Raw genomic sequence first — 20,279 nt, 5'->3', positions numbered from 1 at the left:
GGATAAATTTTGCCGCCAGATTAGTGGGCCTGATCCCAGTCTCGGCCCCGGCCCAGGTCCACAATCAGGGGAACCTGAAGCTCCGCTGCGCCCTGCATCAGCTCGACAATGCCATTGGCCACAATATCGACCTTATCCTTGGGAACTTCCAACACCAGCTCATCGTGCACCTGCATAATCATCCGGGTCGCCAGCTTCTGTTCCCGCAGCCAGTTATCCACGGCGATCATGGCGCGTTTGATAATATCGGCAGCAGTACCCTGCATAGGGGCATTAATAGCCGTGCGCTCCGCTGCCTGGCGCTGCATACCGTTGCGTGAATTGATTTCCGGCAGGTAGAGGCGGCGTCCAAACAGAGTTTCCACGTAACCCTTCTCTGCCGCCTGTGCGCGGGTGTCTTCCATATAGCGCAACACGCCCGGGTAGCGTTCAAAGTAGCGATCGATATAGGTTTGAGCATCGGCGCGCGGGATATCCAACTGCTTGGCCAGGCCGAACGCCGACATACCGTAAATCAAGCCAAAGTTAATCGCCTTGGCCCGCCGGCGCTGCTCATCAGTCACTTCATCCTGGGTCACTTCGAAGACCTCTGCCGCCGTCGCGCGGTGAATATCGGCCCCCTGGGCAAAGGCGTCCACCAGCCCTTTATCCCCTGATAAGTGCGCCATAATTCGCAGCTCAATTTGGGAGTAGTCCGCCGCGATAATCTCGCTGCCACCGTCAATTCTGGGGTCAACAGTGAAAGCCCGGCGAATACGGCGCCCCTCTTCCGTACGGATCGGAATATTCTGCAAGTTTGGGTCACTGGACGACAGGCGACCGGTAGCGGCCACCGCCTGGTGGTAGGAGGTGTGTACACGACCGCTGCCCGGATCGATCATCTTGGGCAGCTTATCGGTGTAGGTATTCTTCAGTTTGGCCAAACCGCGATACTGCATAATCAGTGCCGGCAGCTCGTGGTTGTGGGCCAGCTCCTGCAATACAGCCTCGGCGGTCGAGGGGGCGCCTTTGGGAGTCTTCTTGATCACCGGAATTTGCAGCTTTTCAAACAGGATCGCGCCCAACTGCTTGGTAGAGCCCAGGTTGAACTCTTCACCGGCGACCTCGTAGGCCTGTTGTTCCAGTGCGCGCATGCGCTGCTCAAGCTCGGCACTCTGGGCTGCCAACATCTTGGCATCAATATAGGCGCCGTTGCGCTCCATACGCGCGAGAACCGGTAGCAGCGGCATCTCTATCGCATCGAGTACCTCTAGCAGAGTTGCCTCTCGCTCCAAGCGTGTATTCAACTCGTTGTGGAGGCGCAAAGTAATATCTGCATCTTCAGCGGCATAGGGGCCCGCTTTGTCCAGTTCGATCTGGTTAAAGGTCAGCTGTTTGGCGCCTTTACCGGCGATATCCTCGAAGTGAACTGTGTGCTCCCCCAGATACTTGAGTGCGAGGCTGTCCATATCGTGACGGCTGCCGGTGCTGTCGAGGACATAGGATTCCAGCATGGTATCCCGGGCAATGCCGCGCAACTCAATACCGTAGTTGGCCAGGATATGGCTGTCGTACTTCAGGTTCTGACCGACCTTTTGCTGCTGAGGGTCTTCCAGCAGAGGTTTGAGTTTGGCCAGAACTTCATCAAAGGGCAGCTGTTCAGGAGCCCCCATATAGTCATGGGCCAGGGGGACATAGGCGGCGCGATAGGGTTCCACGGCAAAAGACACCCCCACCAGTTTTGCCTGCATATAGTTGAGACTGGTGGTTTCAGTATCGAAGGCGAAAATATCTGAGTCCTTCAGTTGCTCCAGCCAGGCATCAAATTCCGCCATTTCAGTGATTATGGCGTAGTCGCGCTCAACCGCTTCCGCCACGGCTTCTTCCACCTCTTCGCTAGTCAGCTCTTCCAGCCAACCGCGAAACTCATTCTGCGAGAATAACTCAACCAACGCCTCGGTATTGGGCTCTGAATTGTGCAGTTCCTGGGGATGATACGGCATCTCCACATCGGTTTTGATCGTGGCGAGCTTATAGGAGAGTTCCGCCGCCTCGCGGTGCTCCACCATTTTCTTGCCGAGAGTTTTTGAGCCGCGGAATCCCAGCGGTGCAATGGCATCCAGGTCGGCATAAATCGTTTCCAAGCCTCCCAGGTTCTGCAACAGCGCCAGCGCGGTTTTCTCGCCCACACCGGGAACTCCGGGGATATTGTCGGATTTATCGCCCATCAGGGCGAGAAAATCGATAATCAGTTCAGGGCCGATGCCAAATTTCTTAGTTACGCCCTCGCTGTCCATTTCAGTATTGGACATGGTGTTGACCAGGGTAACGCCCGGGCGCACCAGCTGCGCCATATCTTTATCGCCGGTGGAAATTATGACCTGCTGCCCCTGACTCTGGGCCTCCAGTGCCAGGGTGCCGATCACATCGTCGGCTTCGACACCATCGACCACCAGACGCGGCAATCCCATCGCATCAATAATGTCGTGAATAGGCTGAATCTGCTCGCGCAGGTCGTCCGGCATAGGGGGGCGGTGGGATTTGTACTCGGCAAACATCTCATCGCGAAAAGTCTTACCTTTGGCATCAAAAACAACCACTACAGGGCTGCCCGGGTGCTCCTTGAGGTGGCGGCGCAGCATACTGATCACACCGCGCACCGCACCGGTGGGCTTACCCTGACTGGTGGTCAAGGGCGGCAAGGCGTGAAAGGCGCGATAGAGATAGGAGGAACCATCCACCAGTATCAACGGGGCGGCTGAGGTGTTTTGTTTGCTCATAGACGATGAATTCTTGCTTGCTTAGTTTGGCGTTCGGGACGCGCGGCAGGCCGATAGGATAACGTCCTTCGCATTGTTTTTCCGCTCACTGGCTTATTCCCCCGCAGGCGGCCCAGTACCCGCCTGCACAAAAGCCCACTCGCCCCACCCCACCGCTAAACACTATCGGCGCATCCCCCCCACCCAATCCCCGGGCTTGGCTAGTCTTGCCGAGAGCGATCTTAGGGGCTCGCGATTACCCGGCGGCCGCCCACTGGCAGCCAGGGGCTTTTATTGCCACTCGCCGATATTGGAGGAGAAATGCTAAAGATGGGAGGATTGATACCTACTCCCCTGTTTACCGCAATGATATTCACCCTTGCGGTAAGTGCCGGCTCTGGCTGCGATATCCAGCGCACCTTTGTAACCCAGACTGACGATAAAGCGCGCTCCCAGCCGCCGGCAGTGCAAGACCACGAGCAACGGCTCAGACAAGCGATACGGGAAAGTGAAAATGACCTGCTGGAGAGGCGGCTGCGACAACTGGAAAAACTGCAACGGCAGGCGGAAAGGGAGGCCGCTCGGGCAGAAAAGCTACGGCGGATAATCCAGCGGTCCTGATACGCTACCCCGCCGCCTCTTCAGGCGGCGGGATTAATAGTTGCGGCTCAGCCCTTGTTGCCATTGGGCACCAGGCTCAAACAGCTGCGGGCCTGGCTCAGCAGGGATTCAATCAGGCCTCTGTAATCCGCCCCTTCGCCCAGTTGATCCCCTAAGAGGTCCAAAGCGGCATAGCGCAATCCCAGGTTTTCAGCCAATTGCCGGTCGCGGTCATTGGCGGGCATATCTCCAAACAGGCAACCGTCACCGATACCTGATAGCTTCAGCATCGCCTGGGCCCCGTGCCCGCCGCCACTGCCGTCACCCAGGGCATGAGTTTTCACCCCTGCGGAACCAAAAAAGTGGCCGTAGGCGTCGTGCGTAACAACGATAGGAGTTTCCCGATACCCTAACAGCGCCCGATCTAAAACTGTCTGCAAGTCGCTCATTGCGCTGGCAAATGCCCGCGCACGGGCCATAAACAGCTCCGCCTGCTGCGGGCGCAACTGCGCCAGGCGCTCCGCGATCTGTGCTGCTGCAATTGCCGCATTGCTGGGGCGCAACCAGAGGTGGGGGTCGCTGGCACTGGCGCCTCCAAACTCAAGCGCGGTAATATCCAGCAACTGTATCCGCTGGTCAGCGGGTAGCAGTGACGCCTGCTTAGCTAATACGCCCTCCATTTGCGGGCCCAGCCACACCAGTAATAGAGCCCGCTCAAGCGCAGCCCGGTCGGCGACTGTCGGGGCGTAGTGGTGAGGGTCGGCGCCCTCAATAAGTACACGCACCGGTATATCCCCAGCGGTAATTTCCCGGGCGATCAGGGCCAAAGGGCGCACACTGACCACCAGCTCATCGCGATTAGCGGATTCCGGTTTGCTACAGGCCGCCAAGCAGAACCCGAATAAAAGTACGCTGGAGAGTGTAAAAAGACGTTTGAAGGGGTACATCGGCAACATTAGGCGGCAAAAAATTGCGATATAATCACAACCAGCGCCAAGCCGCCAGCCTGGCTGTCCATATTCAGCCGATGAAGTATGGAAACATACATATAAAAGAGTTCCCTGCGGAGATTGAATTCTGAATCCACCCCAGCCGCTTATCACAGCTGACAATATCGCCCTTCAGGTGGGCGGCAGGCAGTTACTTAAAGATATTACAGTCGAATTGTCCATGGGGGAGATTGTCACCCTAATCGGCCCCAATGGCGCCGGCAAAACGACCTTGCTGCGACTTCTATTGGGGCTCAGCCAGCCCAGTCAGGGCCGCATATGGCGACAGCCCGGTTTGCGTATCGGCTATATGCCCCAGCGGCTCCATATCGACAGCTCAATGCCCATGTCCGTCGAGCGCTTCTTGCAGTTGGGCCAACCGGCCATGCGGCCCGAACAAGTGCAGTCGGCGCTGGAGAGAGTGGGGGCCGGGCAGCTGATTGGCACCTCCCTGGCAAACCTATCCGGCGGGGAAACCCAGCGGGTTCTGCTCGCCCGTGCGGCATCGCGCAAGCCCCAGCTCCTGGTTCTGGATGAACCCACTCAGGGAGTGGATGTCGGCGGTCAGAGTGAGCTGTATCAACTGATTGCGACTCTGCGCGACGAACTCGGCTGCGGCGTGTTGCTGGTTTCCCACGACCTGCACTTGGTGATGGCTGCAACCGACCGGGTCCTGTGCTTAAACCAGCATATCTGCTGTCACGGACACCCCGAGCAAGTGAGCCGCCACCCGGCCTATCTGGAATTATTTGGCGACAAGGTGGCCCCCTATACCCATCAACACAACCACCAACACAAATTGAGCGGTGATATTGCCCCCGCAGGCGACTGCAACCATCAGCCCCCTCACTCAACCCCAAAAAACAAAGAGCAAGAATAAGTGGTCGATTTCGGCGAATTACTGTACAGCCAATTTCTCTGGTACGCCCTCGCCGCCGGCCTAATGGTCGCCATTGTCAGCGGCCCCTTGGGGTGCTTTGCTGTGTGGCGACGCATGGCCTATTTTGGCGATACCCTGGCCCACTCAGCCCTTCTCGGTGTGACACTGGGCTTTGTTCTACAAATAATGTCCACGGTGGCTGTCGGTATTACCTGCTGTGCACTGGCACTGTTGCTGATGTACTTACAGAAACGCCAAAAGTTGGCGGTGGATACCTTGCTCGGAATTTTGTCCCACTCGATGCTGGCACTGGGAATTGTCACTGTCAGCTTCTTCAAAATTAAGGTGGATCTCCTATCCCTATTGCTCGGAGACCTATTGGCCGTCGGTGGCCAAGACCTGGTGCTGATGGCCATTGCCGCCGCCGCAATCCTGGGGGTGCTCTACTTCCTGTGGGAGCAGCTACTGGCGTTCACTCTGCACGAGGAGTTGGCTTCGGTAGAGGGGCTCCCTGTCGAGCGGTTGCGAATTGCGCTGATGTTGATGCTGGCAATACTGATCGCCATTGCGATGAAAGTCGTTGGGGTTCTGCTGATTACCGCCCTGCTAATTATTCCCGCAGCCACCGCACGCAAGCTGTCGCGCACACCGGAGCGCATGGCTGTGCTGGCCTCACTGCTGGGCTGTCTCGCCGTCGTGCTCGGCCTCCTTGCTTCTATCCTGTGGAATACGCCGGCCGGACCATCCATTGTTCTGGCCGCAGCACTGTTTTTTCTCACCTCACAACTGCGAACTGACTAAAGGTACTAACAGGTTATATCTGTCCTAAATATCTATCTAACCTCCACATTTATTGCAAAATGTCGCTCGAATAGACCTATTAGTGAGATGCTTGTCACGGTTTGTTGCAATAAGCTAATGCTTAGCCACCAGCCAATTGTGTCCATTTTCCGTCGTTGCTAGTGTTGCCCGACGACCAGCCGCACGAGGCCAGTCATGGGTAACGACAATAAAACGGACGCACAACGATATGGAAAAACTCTCCCTCCATCGCAAGGTATTAGCCACAGCCATCGTGGCCGCAACCGCAACTACTAGCCCGCAAACACTTTTTGCCGCCGAGGAACAGGCGATCGAAGAAGTTGCCGTTGTAGGCTCCCGTATTAGCCGCAACGCTGAATTCGAAACAGCGACACCGATCCAGGTTATGGATCGCGATGCCATCGAAAAGTCCGGCTATACCAATCTGCAACAACTGTTCGAGAAAAGCCCTGCCGCCGGTAACGGTACCTTCTCAACCCGAGGCAACAACCAGGACTCCACGGCGAATGGGGCCGCCGCTGTGAGCCTGCGCGGAATGGGCGCCGATGCCACTTTGGTATTGGTCAATGGGCGCCGGGTAGCCATCAGTGCTTTTGCCGAGAGCATTACTACCAACTTTGTGGACATTAACAGTGTACCCCTGGCAGCGATTGAGCGGGTCGAGGTCCTGAAAGATGGCGCTTCCGCCATTTACGGCTCTGACGCAGTTGCCGGAGTGGTTAACCTGGTGCTGCGCAAAGACTTTGAAGGCACAGAGATCTCTGTCGATTACGGTGGTGCCGATGGCTATGACGAACAGTCCGTTTCTGCGGTCTGGGGTATCAATGGGGATGACTCAAACTTAACGGTTATCTTTGACCACCACAAAAATAGCCGCCTATCCAGCACCGAGCGCAGTGGTTTGGATACCGCCGACCAGTCCAGCCGTGGCGGTATGGACTTCCGCTCCTCCAGGGGCTATCCCGGTAGCTTCAATGTGGGTGGTGCCTTTGTTTCCGACCCCAGCTGTCCCGAAGAGCGCGATACCGGTGAGGTCTGTGTCTATGACTACGGTCCCTGGACCCTGATCACACCAGAAGCTGAGCGCACCGGCCTGTTAATGCTGGGCCATACCCAGCTAGCCGAGAGCGTGGAGTTCTTCAGTGAGATCGCCGTTCAGCACAACACATCTGTTGCCCAGGGCGCCCCTACCCCCCTGGATAGCGACGCGGGCCTCTATGTGCTGGCAGACCATCCCAATAACCCCTTTGGCGAAGATGTAGATATCTATCGCTATCGCACCGTTGATGCGGGCGCACGCCAGTGGGACATTGAAACCGATAACTTGCGCGGTGTATTCGGCCTGCGCGGCTCTATCGCCGACTGGGACTGGGAGGCTTCTGTGCAGCGCTCCCGCAGTGAAACCACCCAGAGCGGTGATCGCTCCCAGGGCTGGGTGCGTACGGACCTGCTGCAAGAGCAGATTAATGCCGGTAACTACAACCCCTTTGGCGGGGTTCAGAACCCGGACTCGGTGATTGATGCCATCACCACCAGTCTGGTCCGCCAGGGTAAGTCTGACCTGACCAGCTATAATTTCTCGATCAATGGAGATGTAGTCGATACCGCCAATGGCACCATTGCCATGGCCGCAGGCCTGGAATATCGCGAGGAGAAGGCCTCCGATATTCCCGATGACCAGTTCCAGCGCGGTTTGATCTTTGGTACAGAGTCCGTATCCGCCAGTGCCAGCCGGGATATCTCCTCAGCGTATGTCGAAGTTGCTATTCCCCTACCCGCTAGGTTCGATCTGACCTTGGCGGCCCGTTACGACGATTACAGCGACTTTGGCAGCACCACCAATCCCATGGCGAACCTGCTGTGGACTGCAACCGATCAGCTGTCCCTGCGCGCCTCCTGGGGCACCGGCTTCCGCGCGCCGTCACTGGCACAGGTTGGCTTGGGTCCATCACAGGAATCCCTGTTCTTTGCGGATACCTACGGCTGTGAGGTTAACGATGCCTACTGTGCCAGCACCGACTACACCATTATCTTCTCCGGCAACCCGGATCTAGATGCGGAAGAGTCCGAGTCCTTTAACATCGGTGCTGTTTACGAGCCTATAGAAGACCTGCAACTGTCCCTGGATTATTGGAATATCACCCAGGAAGGCAAGATTGACGAGGTCCCCTTCGGCTATATCTATAGCCTCTATTGCTGGGATCAGGACAGCACTGTGTGCCGCCGCGATACCCCGATTAACGGCGAGGCCCTTGGCGCTCTGCAATCTATCGACAGCAGCTTCACCAATATCGGCGAACAAGAAGTGTCTGGTGTTGACCTGAGTATTGTCTACAGTGGGTTCGAATTAGCCAATGGCGAATTCGGTATACGTTTAGACTACTCTTACCTGGCCGAATTTGAGCGTGTTGAGCTCAATTCCAGCGGCGATGCATTTATCACCCGCGATCTGGCCGGCGAGTACGAGTATCCGCAACACCGCTGGAACGCTACCGCTGACTGGACCTTTGATGCCATCGGATTCAGCGCTGGGCTCAGTTATATTGGCGAATTTGAGGATACCCCAGATATCGATTTCGATGGGACGCTCGACTACGACAGCAACAGCTCCCGCACTGTGGACTCCTTCCTAACCGTAAATATGCAAGCCCGCTATACCGGCTTCGAGAATATGGTGCTGAGCCTCGGCGCAGACAATGTCTTTGATGAAGAGCCCCCCTTCGCAATCGGTGATGGCGATTCAGATCTCTACGGCTATGTAGAGTCACAACACGATCCCCGTGGCCGCTTTATCTACGGCAAAATGACTTACAGCTTCTAAGTAGTAGGGCATCGCCAAATTGAAAAGGGGAGGCCTAGGCCTCCCCTTTTTCATTCGCCATCACCGTATTGATGTTAACTTCGCGCTATTTATCTTCGACATTAATAGTAAATGGTAAGAAGGTAGCGGCAGTCCAGTTAGAAGAAAAAGAGTTAGCCTCTACTGCGCTTGGCATACTCTTCATTGGCTTGCCAAACCCGGAGTAAATTCCCCCCCAGAATTTTTTCAATATCCTGTTTGCTGTATCCGCGCTTTAGTAACCCCTCAACCAAATTGGGGTATTGGGAAACATCTTTCAAACCGATAGGCAGGCTATCGCCAACACCATCAAAATCCGAGCCGATACCTATATGCTCAACGCCGACTAAAGCACGAATATGGTCGAAATGATCGAGGACATTGTCTAAACTTGCATAGATGAACTGTTCACGGGAAAGTTTATCCGTGTATTCTTTCAGTTTCTGGCTGTTCTTGGATAAACCTTTTTTCTTAGCAAAACTATCCGCCTGCTCACTGATTTTGCGGTATGAATTTAGCGACTCTCCACTGATAAAGGTAGAGCCAAAATTCACCATAATAATCCCACCGTTAGCGGCCAGTGCCTTTATCATTTCATCGTTCATATTGCGCTCAAAGCCCGGGGTAAAATGCCTGGCGGAAGAATGTGAAGCGATAACAGGCACTGCGGATAAATCAATCACCTGCCAGAAAGCCGCATCAGACACATGGGAGATATCAATCATTACTCCCCTTCGATTCATCTCTCTTACCAGGCGCTTGCCAAAAGCACTCAACCCTTCCCAGGGCCTGTTTTTATCGTAGGAGGAATCAGAGATATGATTGCTCTTTGAGTGGGCTAAAGTAATATACTTTACCCCTCTATCGGAAAAGTATTTTAAATTATCCAGATCGCCTTCGATAGGTGCGCCATTTTCTATGCCCAGAGGTAGCGAAATCAAACCGGCATCCACCTGCTTTTGTAAATCATCTAATGATTTGGGGATGGCAAACTTATCTGGATGCTTTGCAACCATTGCCTCCACTTTAGCAATGAGTGAATCGGCATAAGACTTGGCAACACCTTCATCTTCCTTGGCCGCTGGAACATAGATAGACATAAAAGGAGCATTTAGTCCCCCCTTTTGAGCTCTGGGAAAATCGAAATCCCCTTTCTCCGTACTAAGTCCAACATCTTCCTCCCCCTGCATGAGGCGATAGGGAACATCCACATGTCCATCAACAATCAAATATTCTTGCGCAAGCTGCTGTGCTAAGTCTCCCGCTTCACTGGCAAAAACAGAGCCACAAGTTAAGGCACATAATGTCCCAAGCAAAAAATAACATTTCAATGTGATTATCTCCTTATGTGTACCACACAAATGATAAATATTTAATATTGAAAAAGCTCAACTCAAGTTGCTCTGCTTAAATACATTACTTTAATTTTTCATACTACAAAGATTAGAGTTTTGTCTTTCTTTTAACCATAAAATGGCTGAATCTTAAGGATTCAATAAAATCTTGTACAAAAGGCGACCTGTGGAGCCTCTGAATAACTCCGTGATATCTCTGGCATGCAGAGCGGTTCACAATCAAGGCGCGGCTTCGCAGGAATGTCTAGACCTTTCAAGAAGTCGCAACGCGGAGTGTGAATCGCTCTGCAAGCCCCGAAGGGCGGGCCTTGAAGGCCACAGCTGCTGCGTTACCGCCCTTGCAAAGGGCTATGGCCATTCGCGGCGAGTGCGTCTAACCTCTGTAGCCTTCAAGACCCGCAGAGGCATTACGGAGTTATTCAGAGGCTCCCTGTATCTATTGATGTGGATTTTATCCTGGTAAAGGATAAGGCAATAAAAGCATATGCAATAGATTGACACCCCAGTGTGCCATAACACATATCCAAAAATTTTGTCGCAATGTCCAGAGTAGTGCATAACCGATTGAGGCTAGCATCAACAATAAGATTGCAGATATATCTGTTGACCAGCCACCGTGTAGCAGTACAAAAACTGTAGCTATTACTGGTACAGATAGCCAGCGCCAACGCCCTAAAAACTCTTCCATACCACGCTGCAATACCCAGCGAAAGAAACCTTCTTCACTAATGCATACTATTAAAAGATTAATTATTGCAGCGATAGCTATAGTGCCAGACAATTTTAACGAAGGCGCATACAGCAATAATCCACATGCAATAGGAGCTAAAATTGCCAGGCTAAGGTAAGGGAGATCCGTAAAACGGAAAGTTGGCTTCATGCGCAGCATAAAAGCCAATAAGGCAATAGCAATAACAGCTTTACCGCTATTTATACTCGCATAGATCAAATTACCACTAGAATCAGAGTATGGCGGCAGAACTTGAATAGGTTCACTACCCGGTAGTAAATTGAGCCCCGATACAAGCATCAACAGGGCCACAATAAGAAACGATAGTGCCCTTGGCCAACCACTGCTGAATTCTATTGCTCGCAGGAAAATCCAAATTACTGGCGCTATCAATCCACTCCAACCAAAAGGGATAATACAAAAGGACAGTAAGATAGGGGCCGCCCAAGGGCTGACCATACCAGAGGGAGCCTTAGCACTATTTTTTCTCAAGTCGGCAGCTTCATTTTGCATAAATTATTCCAAAATAAATACATACTTGATTATTATGCTCATTAAGCCTGATCACTATCCATTAAAGGTTGCTCGTATTGAGCGGTAGGTTAGCTTCATTTTTGCCGGGTCCAGAGGCGCCTTAAAGAAGGCATGATAATGTCCCCTTGGATTAATCAATACCACTTGCGAACCATGGTCAATGGTATAGCCGCCCTCCGCAAGAGTTACTTTATTAAAAGGCACATTCAGTTGAGTCGCAAATTTTTTCAGATCGAAAAAGTTACCGGTGACACCGCGAAACTCGGGATTAAAATAACGCACATACTGCCCCAATTGCTCCGGCTTATCCCTACTTGGATCAACAGACACCAGCATAATATCGGTAGAATCTCTGGTGTCAGAATCCAGGGTTTTATAAAAATCATTAAGTGTAGAGAGTGTTGTCGGGCAGATGTCCGGGCAGTGAGTAAAACCAAAAAAAACCAAAGTCCACTTACCGTGAAAATCTGCGGTGTTAAACCCAGAACCATTATCCGACAACAGTTCAATATCATCTATAATTCTGGGTCTCTGCAATTTAACTGCACCATTAATTCTAAGCTCTGTATCAGTAATAATTCGAGGTTGGCCGAGCTTGTGTATAAAGCCAGAAAGCACCGCGAAAATTAATAAGCATAAAATAAAAACTGTAATTTTTATCCCACGCTTCTGCTTACTGATAACCGAATGCGTATCCATGTGTACAGATTGATTTTCCACGGTTACCTCACACCTCAATTAAATAGTGATCTAATAACATAATACCGAATAGGGCCATCAGGTAGATGATTGAATATTTAAAAGTCTCCATCCCCGCATTGGTATTTTTCCCAAGGAGCATAACAAAGCTCCAATAAATAAAGCCAAGTCCCAGGACCACAGCACCCAATAAGTACAACCAGCCAAACATTGCCGTGGCAAAAGGCAATAGACTAACCGCCAACAAAATAAAGCTGTACAAAACGATATTGAGATTCGTATAGGGAACGCCATGGGTGACAGGCAACATGGGCACACCTGCCCGTGCATACTCCTCCTTCCTGTGAACGGCAAGCGCCCAAAAATGAGGCGGTGTCCAGGCAAAAATAATCAGTACCAGTAATAAGGCGTGCCCGTGAACCTCTCCGGTAACTGCTGTCCATCCCAGCAAAGGCGGCGCGGCACCTGCAAGCCCACCTATAACAATATTTTGTGGTGTAGCCCGTTTGAGGAACATGGTGTAAATCACAGCGTAGCCGAGCAGGGATATCAGCGTTAACCAGGCAGTCAAGGCATTGACAAAAATCAATAAAATCAACATTCCTGTCACGCCCAGTATCAGGGCAAACCCAACAGCTTTAGCAGGCTCTACCCGACCTTTTGCAATGGGACGGTTACTTGTGCGCGCCATCTTGGTATCAATATGGCGATCAACGAGGTGATTTACTGCTGCTGCACTACCGGCACAAAATGCGATACCTAGATTACCCAACAATAAAATATCCAACGGAACCATTCCCGGAACGGCTAAAAACATACCGATCACAGAGGTTAACAGCATTAACATAACTACTCGCGGCTTAGTCAGCTCATAGTAGTCCCGCCATTGAGTTTGACCTACTACCACAGAATTTATCGCCATAGTTTTGCCTATTTTTATATTTATATCAGGTTACTATCTAATTTAAGTTCGATACGCCAGATAGATTTACATTCCGTTCTTGCACATTAGTGTCTGTATCTTGTCGGCCTACTGTTATAGCTTTTAGCGCATATATTCTATAAGTAAAGGTGAGCAGGCTAAGTAATAGAAAAGCGGCACCGGCATTGTGTGCCACCGCTATCCCTAAGGGTAGATACATTACAACATTAGCGATTCCCAAACTTACTTGCAGGAGCAGTGCTCCTGTAAGCCACAGCGACCACGCTCTAAATCCCGTGCGCCAAGCTAAAATCGCCAGCATAAGTACAATAACTGTTACAAGCAAAGCGCCAATACGGTGGGTGAGATGTATAGCCGTACGGGCATCACTCTCCAGTGCGCCCCCCAGATAATTGGGACCAATTTGCTGAGCGATATTAAAACCTTCCACAAAATCTGCCGCTGGCCACCATTTATTGTGACAGGTAGGGAAATCTGGGCAGGCTAATGCGGCATAATTTGAACTGGTCCAACCACCGAGTGCAATTTGTATAATCACTACTGCGATTGCAACTAAGGCGAGTGGCCGCAAGCGTTTTATGGCTGGTAAATAACTTTCAGCCAACTGTCTGGGTTTATCGGCCAACCTTTCACATAAAATCCACAACATTGACAAAGTTGTCATACCACCCAGCAGGTGGGCAGTAACAATTTGCGGCCAGAGTTTTAAGGTTACAGTCCACATGCCAAAGGCAGCTTGTAATATAATAATTAACAAAAGAATATTTGTATGTTTGAAAGTTGGAGAGCGCCGCTGTTGCCATGACAAATAAGTCAGTGACAACACTAATAGAAGTAAGCTTCCAGCAAAATATCGGTGCACCATTTCCGGCCAGGTTTTACTAACATCAACTGGTGAATCCGGATAAATAAGGTTAGCAGTGCTAATCTCTTCTGTATCGTTCGGCCAGGTGAGATGCCCATAGCAACCGGGCCAGTCTGGGCAACCTAAACCTGCATCCACTAACCGGGTAAAGGCCCCCAGAACGACAACTACGATAGCCAGTACACAGGCAACCCAAGCAAGTTTTCTTCGCCAGTTCTTATGACTCTCTTGTTTAGACATCATTTAAACTCTCTCTGTACTAACTTTATTACTCATAGGAGTACTTCAATAATCTCTTTATATCTTTGAGCAACTGATTGCCACTATGCTGCCGGTCGTAGGCCATCATAGCGAAGCCTTGCTGATCCACCAGCAAAGCCTTTGTAGAAGTTACACCATCGTGTTCGGTTTTCTCTATCAGTTGTTTTAAGTTTTCATCATCCAAATTGATTATTTTTAACTTTGGATGTTCTGTCTGTAGCTGCTTTTGTCTCTCTCGCCCCAGACTATCACCGACTATCAACAGGCGCTCAAGTCGATGAGCCTTTTCCCCCAGCCGGATATGAACTTGCCTGCTGATATACAGAAGATCTTCACAGTCTTTACCACAATCACTATCACTTAAAATAAGGTAACGCCACTTGCGTTCATCCTGTGCTACTAGCGGTAATTGCTGCCCCTGCAAGGTTATTTTTATTTCAGTGATATCAAATGGTGGCTGTAACAACTCACCTTGATTAATTGTATTTTTCGGCATGCCCATACCCGTATAATACACGATATAAGCTGCTGTAATAGGAAGTACAACTGATGCCAAAATAGAGAGCCCCTGTACAAATCTATTCCCTGATTTTATTTTATTTATATTTTTTTTAGGCGAACCAGATTGATTATTTGCGTTCATTTTGAAACTCCATTTTCACACTTCCACTAAATCTACGACGAAATCTGGGCACAATGTTAGTTGCACTGTAAAACCACAAAAACCATACAGCTATTGACATAGCAAACCACTGAAAAGCATATGCATGATGCTTCTCCGGACCACTATTAAAAAAATTCCACTCAGTCACTAACGCAGTATCTGAATCAGCAAACAAACGTATTGACCAATCTTTGTTACTTAATCCTATATCTTCAGTAAAACCGATATCAACCTGCTGTATTCTATTGTCAAATTTAGGGTCTAAAATAGGATTGGCATTAGGCTCACTAATAACAGGATATAGGTATCCCTGTAATGACCTGGCACCAAGCGGGATTTTTAGCGCGGGTAATTTTTCTCTATCGTCACTGGCAGCAACCCATCCCCTATTGACAAGCCAGTCAGATTTTTCTGTAGAAAAAATTTGTAATATTTCGTAGCCAACCAAACCATTTCGGGTTCTATTATCCAGAAAATACACCTCTTTCCGATATACTCCTATTAGGCTTACCGATGTGTATTCTTGAAAGTAAGTAAAATTTGAAATATTTTTAGGTTGTAGTGATAATCTATTCTCTATTTTTTGCTTAAGTAGCAACTTCTGCTCGGCTCTATCCAGCTGCCAAACGCCCAGGAATATAAACAGAAAAAATACTCCCAGAGAGAATATCGTGGTGGGCCAATTGCGAATCAGTGGTAAACTGACATCTTTCGCAGAAGCTGATGGAATCTCTACTATCATGCGCAACTACATAAATAATGGAAAATAATAAATGTGGCTGAAAATTGTTATTTTTATCTTATTTCTTTCCGTACTTGCCAGTCTTTCAAGTGCACTTTTTTTTCTACTGAGAGATATGGGAACTCCCCAGTCCAAGCGCACACTTTATGCATTGGGTATAAGGATACTACTTGCAGTGCTCTTGCTCCTTGCTATCTGGTACGGTTTTGAAAGTGGCATCTTGGCAAAAAGTGCACCCTGGGCTAACAAATATTAGTAAATCAAGGCTTTCTAATGACGCAACTCTTATGTCAATAGAAAGCCTAATTTTTATTAAGCACCTAAAACGTAAACAAATATAAATAAACCAACCCAAACCACATCAACAAAGTGCCAATACCAACTCGCCGCTTCGAATCCAAAATGATCATCCGGGCTAAAATGATTAGCTATCACTGATCTCAGCAACATAATTAATAACATTATCGTGCCCAGAGTTACATGAGCACCATGAAACCCGGTCAGCATAAAAAATGTGGTCCCATAGATTCCGGACTCTAATGTCAAGCCCAAGTGTTGATACGCCTCATAATATTCTTTCGCTTGCAGAAAGATAAACATTCCGCCTAAGGCAACAGTAATAGCCAATAGAATATTAAAGTTATTTCTCTGATTTTTTTTCAGAAAAACGTGTGCAAAGTGCACAGTTATACTGGAGGTAAGTAATATGATGGTATTCCACAATGGCAGGTGCCATGGGTCTATCACATCTTTTGGCCCCATAAATTTTGCCGTTTCTCCATGTGCAGCAGCATCTGGAGTCACATATAGAGGCCAACTACTTTCAAAACCCTCCCAAAGCAGGTTGGAAATTCCGCGATCACCTTCACCACCTAGCCAGGGGACTGTAAAATTCCTAACGTAATACAGTGCGCCAAAGAACACAGCAAAAAACATTACTTCAGAAAATATAAACCAGCCCATTCCCCATACATACGATCGTTTCAATTGATCACTGTTAAGTCCGGCCATATTTTCTTTGATAACGGCTGCAAACCATAGCCACAGTACAGCGGCCATCGCCAAAGCGCCGATAAAGAAAATATATGAACTTCCACCATTGATCCAATTAGCTGCACCGAAAGCTATAAGGAACAGGCCGATTGTCGCAAATATTGGCAGCCTAGATTGTTCCGGCACGTAATAACTGCTTTCACTCGCCATAGGTTTTATCCCTCTCGCTCGGGGTCGATACCATTCTTATCATTTTTATCGGCAAACCTTTCCGTTACATCAAATAAGGTATAGGAAAGGGTTACCGTGTTTACACTCGCGGGGAGATCCGGGTCCACAATAAATCGTAGTGGTAACTCGGCACTCTCTCCCGCTTTTAATTCCTGCTGATTGAAGCAAAAGCACTCTGTTTTATGAAAATACCCCGCTGCTTTAAACGGAACCATGCTGGGTATTGCCTGCCCAACCATGTCTCTTGCCGTATGATTTTCCGCAATAAATACTGTGTCCTTAACCTCTCCAGGATGAACCTTTAAAGACATTACACTCGGGCGAAATTTCCAGGGCATATTTTCATTATTACTGGCTACAAACTGTACGGTGACCAGTCGATTTCTATCGATAACTGCCGGGACTGCTTCATAGCGACCACCGGTTTTACCATTGAGCCCTGTGATTTCACAAAAGGCATCGTAAATAGGCGGCATAATAAAAATAGCAAATACCAGCATACTCACAGCAACGGTCAGCAGTTTGATAGAAACCTTCGCATTCGCTCCAATATTCATAAATTAGCGTACAACCGGTGGTGTGCTAAATGTATGGTAGGGAGCAGGCGATGCCACGGTCCACTCCAGCCCTTGAGGATTATCCCAAACTTGATCAGAAGCTTTTTTACCTCCCATTACTGTTCGAATCACATTGAACAAAAAGACTATTTGCGCGGCAGCAAACAGGAAGGCACCGATACTGGCTATCTGATTAAAATCGGCAAATTGCAGGGCGTAATCCGGTATACGCCGGGGCATACCTGCAAGGCCGACAAAATGCATAGGGAAGAAGGTTACATTTAAGCCAATAAAGGCTAACCAAAAATGTACCTTACCCATAGTTTCGCTATACATATGGCCAGTCCACTTGGGTAACCAATAGTAAACGCCTGCGGTGATAGAGAAAATTGCTCCAGGAACCAGTACATAGTGGAAATGAGCAACAACAAAGTAAGTATCGTGATACTGGAAATCGGCCGGTGCAATCGCCAGCATCAAACCTGAAAACCCACCGATAGCAAATAGAATGATAAATGCAATGGCAAAAAGCATCGGGGTTTCAAAGGTCATAGACCCTCGGAACATGGTGGAAACCCAGTTAAAAATTTTCACTCCTGTCGGCACCGCAATCAGCATTGTAGCGTACATAAAGAACAGCTCACCGGCGATCGGCATTCCCACCGTAAACATATGGTGTGCCCATACGATAAAGCTCAAAAATGCAATGGCCGCTGTGGCATACACCATGGAGCTGTATCCAAATAATGGCTTGCGTGCAAAAGTGGGGATAATTGCCGAGATAATACCAAAAGCCGGCAAAATCATAATGTAAACTTCCGGGTGCCCAAAGAACCAGAATACATGCTGAAATAGCACCGGATCACCGCCACCGGCCGCACTAAAGAAGCTGGTACCAAAATGTATATCCATTAACATCATGGTTACCACACCAGCCAGTACGGGCATTACTGCAATGAGAAGGTAGGCTGTAATTAACCAAGTCCAAACGAACAGGGGCATCTTCATTAAAGTCATGCCCGGGGCACGCATATTTAGGATGGTAGCAATAATATTAATTGCCCCCATAATAGAAGAGGCTCCCATAATATGAACGGCAAAAATAAAAAAGGTCACGCTCGGAGGGGCGTACTCGGTGGAAAGTGGCGCGTAGAAAGTCCAGCCAAAATTAGGCGCGCCGCCCTCCATAAATAGCGTCGAGGCCAACATGGCAAAGGCAAAAGGAAGAATCCAAAAACTCCAGTTATTCATCCTTGGCAACGCCATGTCCGGCGCCCCAATCATCATTGGTATCATCCAGTTTGCCAGCCCAACAAAGGCTGGCATCACGGCACCAAATACCATAATAAGACCGTGCATGGTCGTCATTTGATTGAAAAATTCTGGTTGCACTATTTGCAATCCAGGCTCAAATAATTCGGCGCGAATAACCAACGCCATACATCCACCGAGCAGAAACATTGCGAAACTAAACCACAAATACATCGATCCTATATCTTTGTGGTTGGTCGTATAGAGCCAACGCTTTAAACCGGGCTGAGGACCATGTGCCATGCTAAAATTCCTCCGGGCGCTTACTGCTTATTCTTGAAGTTGAGGATATCAACGGGCTGAACTGTATCGCCCATCTCGTTACCAAACGCATTGCGCTGATAGGTGATCACCGCAGCCAGATCGACTTCTGACAATTGCTCACCAAAAGCCTGCATCGCGGGATTTATCGCTGAACCGTCGATAACGATATCTAAGTGGCCACTGAGAGGACCGGTAGCAATTTTCGAGCCTGCAATCGCCGGGAATACTCCCGGTACTCCCTGCCCATTGGCTTGATGGCAGGCCGCACAGGTACGGGTATACACTTTCTCCCCCTGAGCAAAAAGCTCCTCGAAGGTAAAGGTTTTACCGGTAAGCTCACGCATTTTTACTGCTGCTGCTGCGCGCGAACTCAACCAGGTATCGTACTCTTCCTGAGGTACGGCCTTGACCACAATCGGCATAAAGCCGTGATCCTTTCCGCATAATTCGGCACACTGCCCCCGATAAATACCCGGTTCATCGATACGGGTCCAGGCATCATTTATAAATCCGGGAATAGCATCTTTCTTCACCGCCAGGTCCGGGACCCACCATGCATGTATCACATCATTAGCGGTAATTAAGAAGCGGATTTTTTTCTTGATAGGCACAACCAGAGGCTCATCCACCTCAAGGAGATAGTTGGGCCCCTTTGCCTGAAGATTGTCAATTTGCGCTTTAGGCGTGGACATATTGGAAAAGAAAGAAACCTCGGAACCCCGATATTCATACTTCCACTTCCACTGATATCCGGTAATCATGATATCGAGATCTGCCTCCTCGGTATCATAAATATCATAGAGTGTCTTGGTAGCCGGAATTGCCATCAAAATTAAAATGGCAGTGGGAATAATGGTCCACACCAGTTCCACGGCGGTACTTTCATGGAATTGGGCCGCTTTGTACCCCTTACTCTTGCGGTGACGCCACATGCTGTAAAACATAATGCTAAACACCAGCACACCTATGGCTACACAGATCCAAAAAATCAGCATGTGTAATTCATAAGTGGTCTGGGCGACTTCCGTCACCCCTTGGGGCATGTTGACCCCCCAGCGCTCAACATCCTGCTCATCCGCTAATACTGCGTTTGCAGATAGCGAAGTAACCAGCAAGGCGAACAGCCGATCAAAGCCTCTCAACATCGCCTACAGATCTCCGTGGTTGCGGGCCTCCCAGGGAAACCCGTAATTTTTATTTTGGCCACTGGACTTCACGGATAAGCGAATTTTACCTGTATTAACTGCCTTACAGGATTAATT

18 protein-coding genes are annotated in these 20,279 nt (G+C 49.5%); 5 read left to right on the top strand and 13 right to left on the bottom strand.

Going from position 1 to position 20,279, the window contains the following annotated elements:
• Positions 1-20 precede the first annotated feature (20 nt).
• A complete protein-coding gene (gene polA, locus ACJJIF_RS15330; RefSeq protein WP_444929199.1) occupies positions 21-2,759 on the bottom strand; it encodes a DNA polymerase I in 2,739 nt (912 codons plus the stop codon).
• A 300-nt stretch (positions 2,760-3,059) separates the two neighbouring features.
• Between polA and ACJJIF_RS15325 the strand changes: the two genes are divergently transcribed.
• The gene (locus ACJJIF_RS15325) at positions 3,060-3,359 is read left to right on the top strand and encodes a hypothetical protein (RefSeq protein ID WP_444929198.1); all 300 of its coding nucleotides are present in this window, start codon (positions 3,060-3,062) and stop codon (positions 3,357-3,359) included.
• A 47-nt stretch (positions 3,360-3,406) separates the two neighbouring features.
• On the opposite strand, the gene ACJJIF_RS15320 is transcribed toward ACJJIF_RS15325, so the two are convergent.
• A complete protein-coding gene (locus ACJJIF_RS15320) occupies positions 3,407-4,228 on the bottom strand; it encodes a metal ABC transporter substrate-binding protein (RefSeq protein WP_444929197.1) in 822 nt (273 codons plus the stop codon).
• A 187-nt stretch (positions 4,229-4,415) separates the two neighbouring features.
• Between ACJJIF_RS15320 and znuC the strand changes: the two genes are divergently transcribed.
• From znuC to ACJJIF_RS15305, 3 genes are all read left to right on the top strand, one after another.
• Positions 4,416-5,207 (top strand): zinc ABC transporter ATP-binding protein ZnuC, encoded by a 792-nt coding sequence (gene znuC / locus ACJJIF_RS15315; protein ID WP_444932364.1) that lies wholly within the window; start codon positions 4,416-4,418, stop codon positions 5,205-5,207.
• Positions 5,208-6,008 (top strand): iron chelate uptake ABC transporter family permease subunit, encoded by an 801-nt coding sequence (locus ACJJIF_RS15310; RefSeq protein ID WP_444929196.1) that lies wholly within the window; start codon positions 5,208-5,210, stop codon positions 6,006-6,008.
• 229 nt (positions 6,009-6,237) lie between these two features.
• Entirely contained in the window at positions 6,238-8,850 is a 2,613-nt protein-coding gene (locus ACJJIF_RS15305; RefSeq protein ID WP_444929195.1) for a TonB-dependent receptor, read from the top strand.
• A gap of 152 nt (positions 8,851-9,002) precedes the next feature.
• Here the strand turns inward: ACJJIF_RS15305 and ACJJIF_RS15300 are convergent, their stop codons facing one another.
• From ACJJIF_RS15300 to ACJJIF_RS15270, 7 genes are all read right to left on the bottom strand, one after another.
• Complete coding sequence (locus ACJJIF_RS15300) at positions 9,003-10,199, bottom strand: dipeptidase (protein ID WP_444929194.1); 1,197 nt, start codon at positions 10,197-10,199, stop codon at positions 9,003-9,005.
• 475 nt (positions 10,200-10,674) lie between these two features.
• Positions 10,675-11,466, bottom strand: a complete 792-nt coding sequence (locus tag ACJJIF_RS15295) for a CPBP family intramembrane glutamic endopeptidase (RefSeq protein WP_444929193.1) — start codon at positions 11,464-11,466, stop codon at positions 10,675-10,677.
• A gap of 54 nt (positions 11,467-11,520) precedes the next feature.
• Positions 11,521-12,207, bottom strand: a complete 687-nt coding sequence (locus ACJJIF_RS15290) for an SCO family protein (RefSeq protein WP_444929192.1) — start codon at positions 12,205-12,207, stop codon at positions 11,521-11,523.
• Positions 12,208-12,214: 7 nt separating this feature from the next.
• Positions 12,215-13,108, bottom strand: coding sequence for a heme o synthase (gene cyoE / locus ACJJIF_RS15285; protein ID WP_444929191.1), 894 nt, complete (start codon positions 13,106-13,108; stop codon positions 12,215-12,217).
• Between the two features lie 37 nt (positions 13,109-13,145).
• Positions 13,146-14,237, bottom strand: a complete 1,092-nt coding sequence (locus ACJJIF_RS15280) for a COX15/CtaA family protein (protein ID WP_444929190.1) — start codon at positions 14,235-14,237, stop codon at positions 13,146-13,148.
• A gap of 25 nt (positions 14,238-14,262) precedes the next feature.
• Entirely contained in the window at positions 14,263-14,898 is a 636-nt protein-coding gene (locus ACJJIF_RS15275; RefSeq protein ID WP_444929189.1) for a redox-active disulfide-containing membrane protein, read from the bottom strand.
• Positions 14,885-15,661 (bottom strand): SURF1 family protein, encoded by a 777-nt coding sequence (locus tag ACJJIF_RS15270; RefSeq protein ID WP_444929188.1) that lies wholly within the window; start codon positions 15,659-15,661, stop codon positions 14,885-14,887. The genes ACJJIF_RS15275 and ACJJIF_RS15270 overlap by 14 nt, the downstream gene beginning before the upstream one ends.
• A gap of 31 nt (positions 15,662-15,692) precedes the next feature.
• On the opposite strand from ACJJIF_RS15270, the gene ACJJIF_RS15265 reads away from it, so the two are divergent.
• Entirely contained in the window at positions 15,693-15,917 is a 225-nt protein-coding gene (locus ACJJIF_RS15265) for a DUF2909 domain-containing protein (RefSeq protein WP_444929187.1), read from the top strand.
• A gap of 56 nt (positions 15,918-15,973) precedes the next feature.
• Here the strand turns inward: ACJJIF_RS15265 and ACJJIF_RS15260 are convergent, their stop codons facing one another.
• Genes ACJJIF_RS15260 through coxB form a run of 4 tightly spaced genes read right to left on the bottom strand, consistent with a single transcriptional unit; the run spans position 15,974 to position 20,162 of the window.
• On the bottom strand, positions 15,974-16,864 hold the full coding sequence (locus tag ACJJIF_RS15260; protein ID WP_444929186.1) for a cytochrome c oxidase subunit 3: 891 nt from the start codon (positions 16,862-16,864) through the stop codon (positions 15,974-15,976).
• Positions 16,865-16,869: 5 nt separating this feature from the next.
• Entirely contained in the window at positions 16,870-17,442 is a 573-nt protein-coding gene (locus tag ACJJIF_RS15255; protein WP_444929185.1) for a cytochrome c oxidase assembly protein, read from the bottom strand.
• Between the two features lie 3 nt (positions 17,443-17,445).
• Complete coding sequence (gene ctaD, locus ACJJIF_RS15250) at positions 17,446-18,996, bottom strand: cytochrome c oxidase subunit I (protein ID WP_444929184.1); 1,551 nt, start codon at positions 18,994-18,996, stop codon at positions 17,446-17,448.
• Positions 18,997-19,016: 20 nt separating this feature from the next.
• The gene (gene coxB, locus ACJJIF_RS15245) at positions 19,017-20,162 is read right to left on the bottom strand and encodes a cytochrome c oxidase subunit II (RefSeq protein ID WP_444929183.1); all 1,146 of its coding nucleotides are present in this window, start codon (positions 20,160-20,162) and stop codon (positions 19,017-19,019) included.
• Positions 20,163-20,279: the final 117 nt, after the last annotated feature.

The sequence above is a fragment of the Microbulbifer regidiadema (SeqCode) genome (assembly GCF_052467605.1).
Note: the sequence above shows the minus strand (reverse complement) of the source record. Positions and strands in the feature narration are given on the sequence as shown.

What these genes read in the sequence shown, in the direction of transcription:
- polA (WP_444929199.1), bottom strand. Translation starts at nt 2,759, where the DNA reads ATGAGCAAACAAAACACCTCAGCCGCCCCGTTGATACTGGTGGATGGT.
- ACJJIF_RS15325 (WP_444929198.1), top strand. Translation starts at nt 3,060, where the DNA reads ATGCTAAAGATGGGAGGATTGATACCTACTCCCCTGTTTACCGCAATG.
- ACJJIF_RS15305 (WP_444929195.1), top strand. Translation starts at nt 6,238, where the DNA reads ATGGAAAAACTCTCCCTCCATCGCAAGGTATTAGCCACAGCCATCGTG.
- ACJJIF_RS15295 (WP_444929193.1), bottom strand. Translation starts at nt 11,466, where the DNA reads ATGCAAAATGAAGCTGCCGACTTGAGAAAAAATAGTGCTAAGGCTCCC.
- cyoE (WP_444929191.1), bottom strand. Translation starts at nt 13,108, where the DNA reads ATGGCGATAAATTCTGTGGTAGTAGGTCAAACTCAATGGCGGGACTAC.
- ACJJIF_RS15280 (WP_444929190.1), bottom strand. Translation starts at nt 14,237, where the DNA reads ATGATGTCTAAACAAGAGAGTCATAAGAACTGGCGAAGAAAACTTGCT.
- ACJJIF_RS15275 (WP_444929189.1), bottom strand. Translation starts at nt 14,898, where the DNA reads ATGAACGCAAATAATCAATCTGGTTCGCCTAAAAAAAATATAAATAAA.
- ACJJIF_RS15270 (WP_444929188.1), bottom strand. Translation starts at nt 15,661, where the DNA reads ATGATAGTAGAGATTCCATCAGCTTCTGCGAAAGATGTCAGTTTACCA.
- ACJJIF_RS15265 (WP_444929187.1), top strand. Translation starts at nt 15,693, where the DNA reads ATGTGGCTGAAAATTGTTATTTTTATCTTATTTCTTTCCGTACTTGCC.
- ACJJIF_RS15260 (WP_444929186.1), bottom strand. Translation starts at nt 16,864, where the DNA reads ATGGCGAGTGAAAGCAGTTATTACGTGCCGGAACAATCTAGGCTGCCA.
- ACJJIF_RS15255 (WP_444929185.1), bottom strand. Translation starts at nt 17,442, where the DNA reads ATGAATATTGGAGCGAATGCGAAGGTTTCTATCAAACTGCTGACCGTT.
- ctaD (WP_444929184.1), bottom strand. Translation starts at nt 18,996, where the DNA reads ATGGCACATGGTCCTCAGCCCGGTTTAAAGCGTTGGCTCTATACGACC.
- coxB (WP_444929183.1), bottom strand. Translation starts at nt 20,162, where the DNA reads ATGTTGAGAGGCTTTGATCGGCTGTTCGCCTTGCTGGTTACTTCGCTA.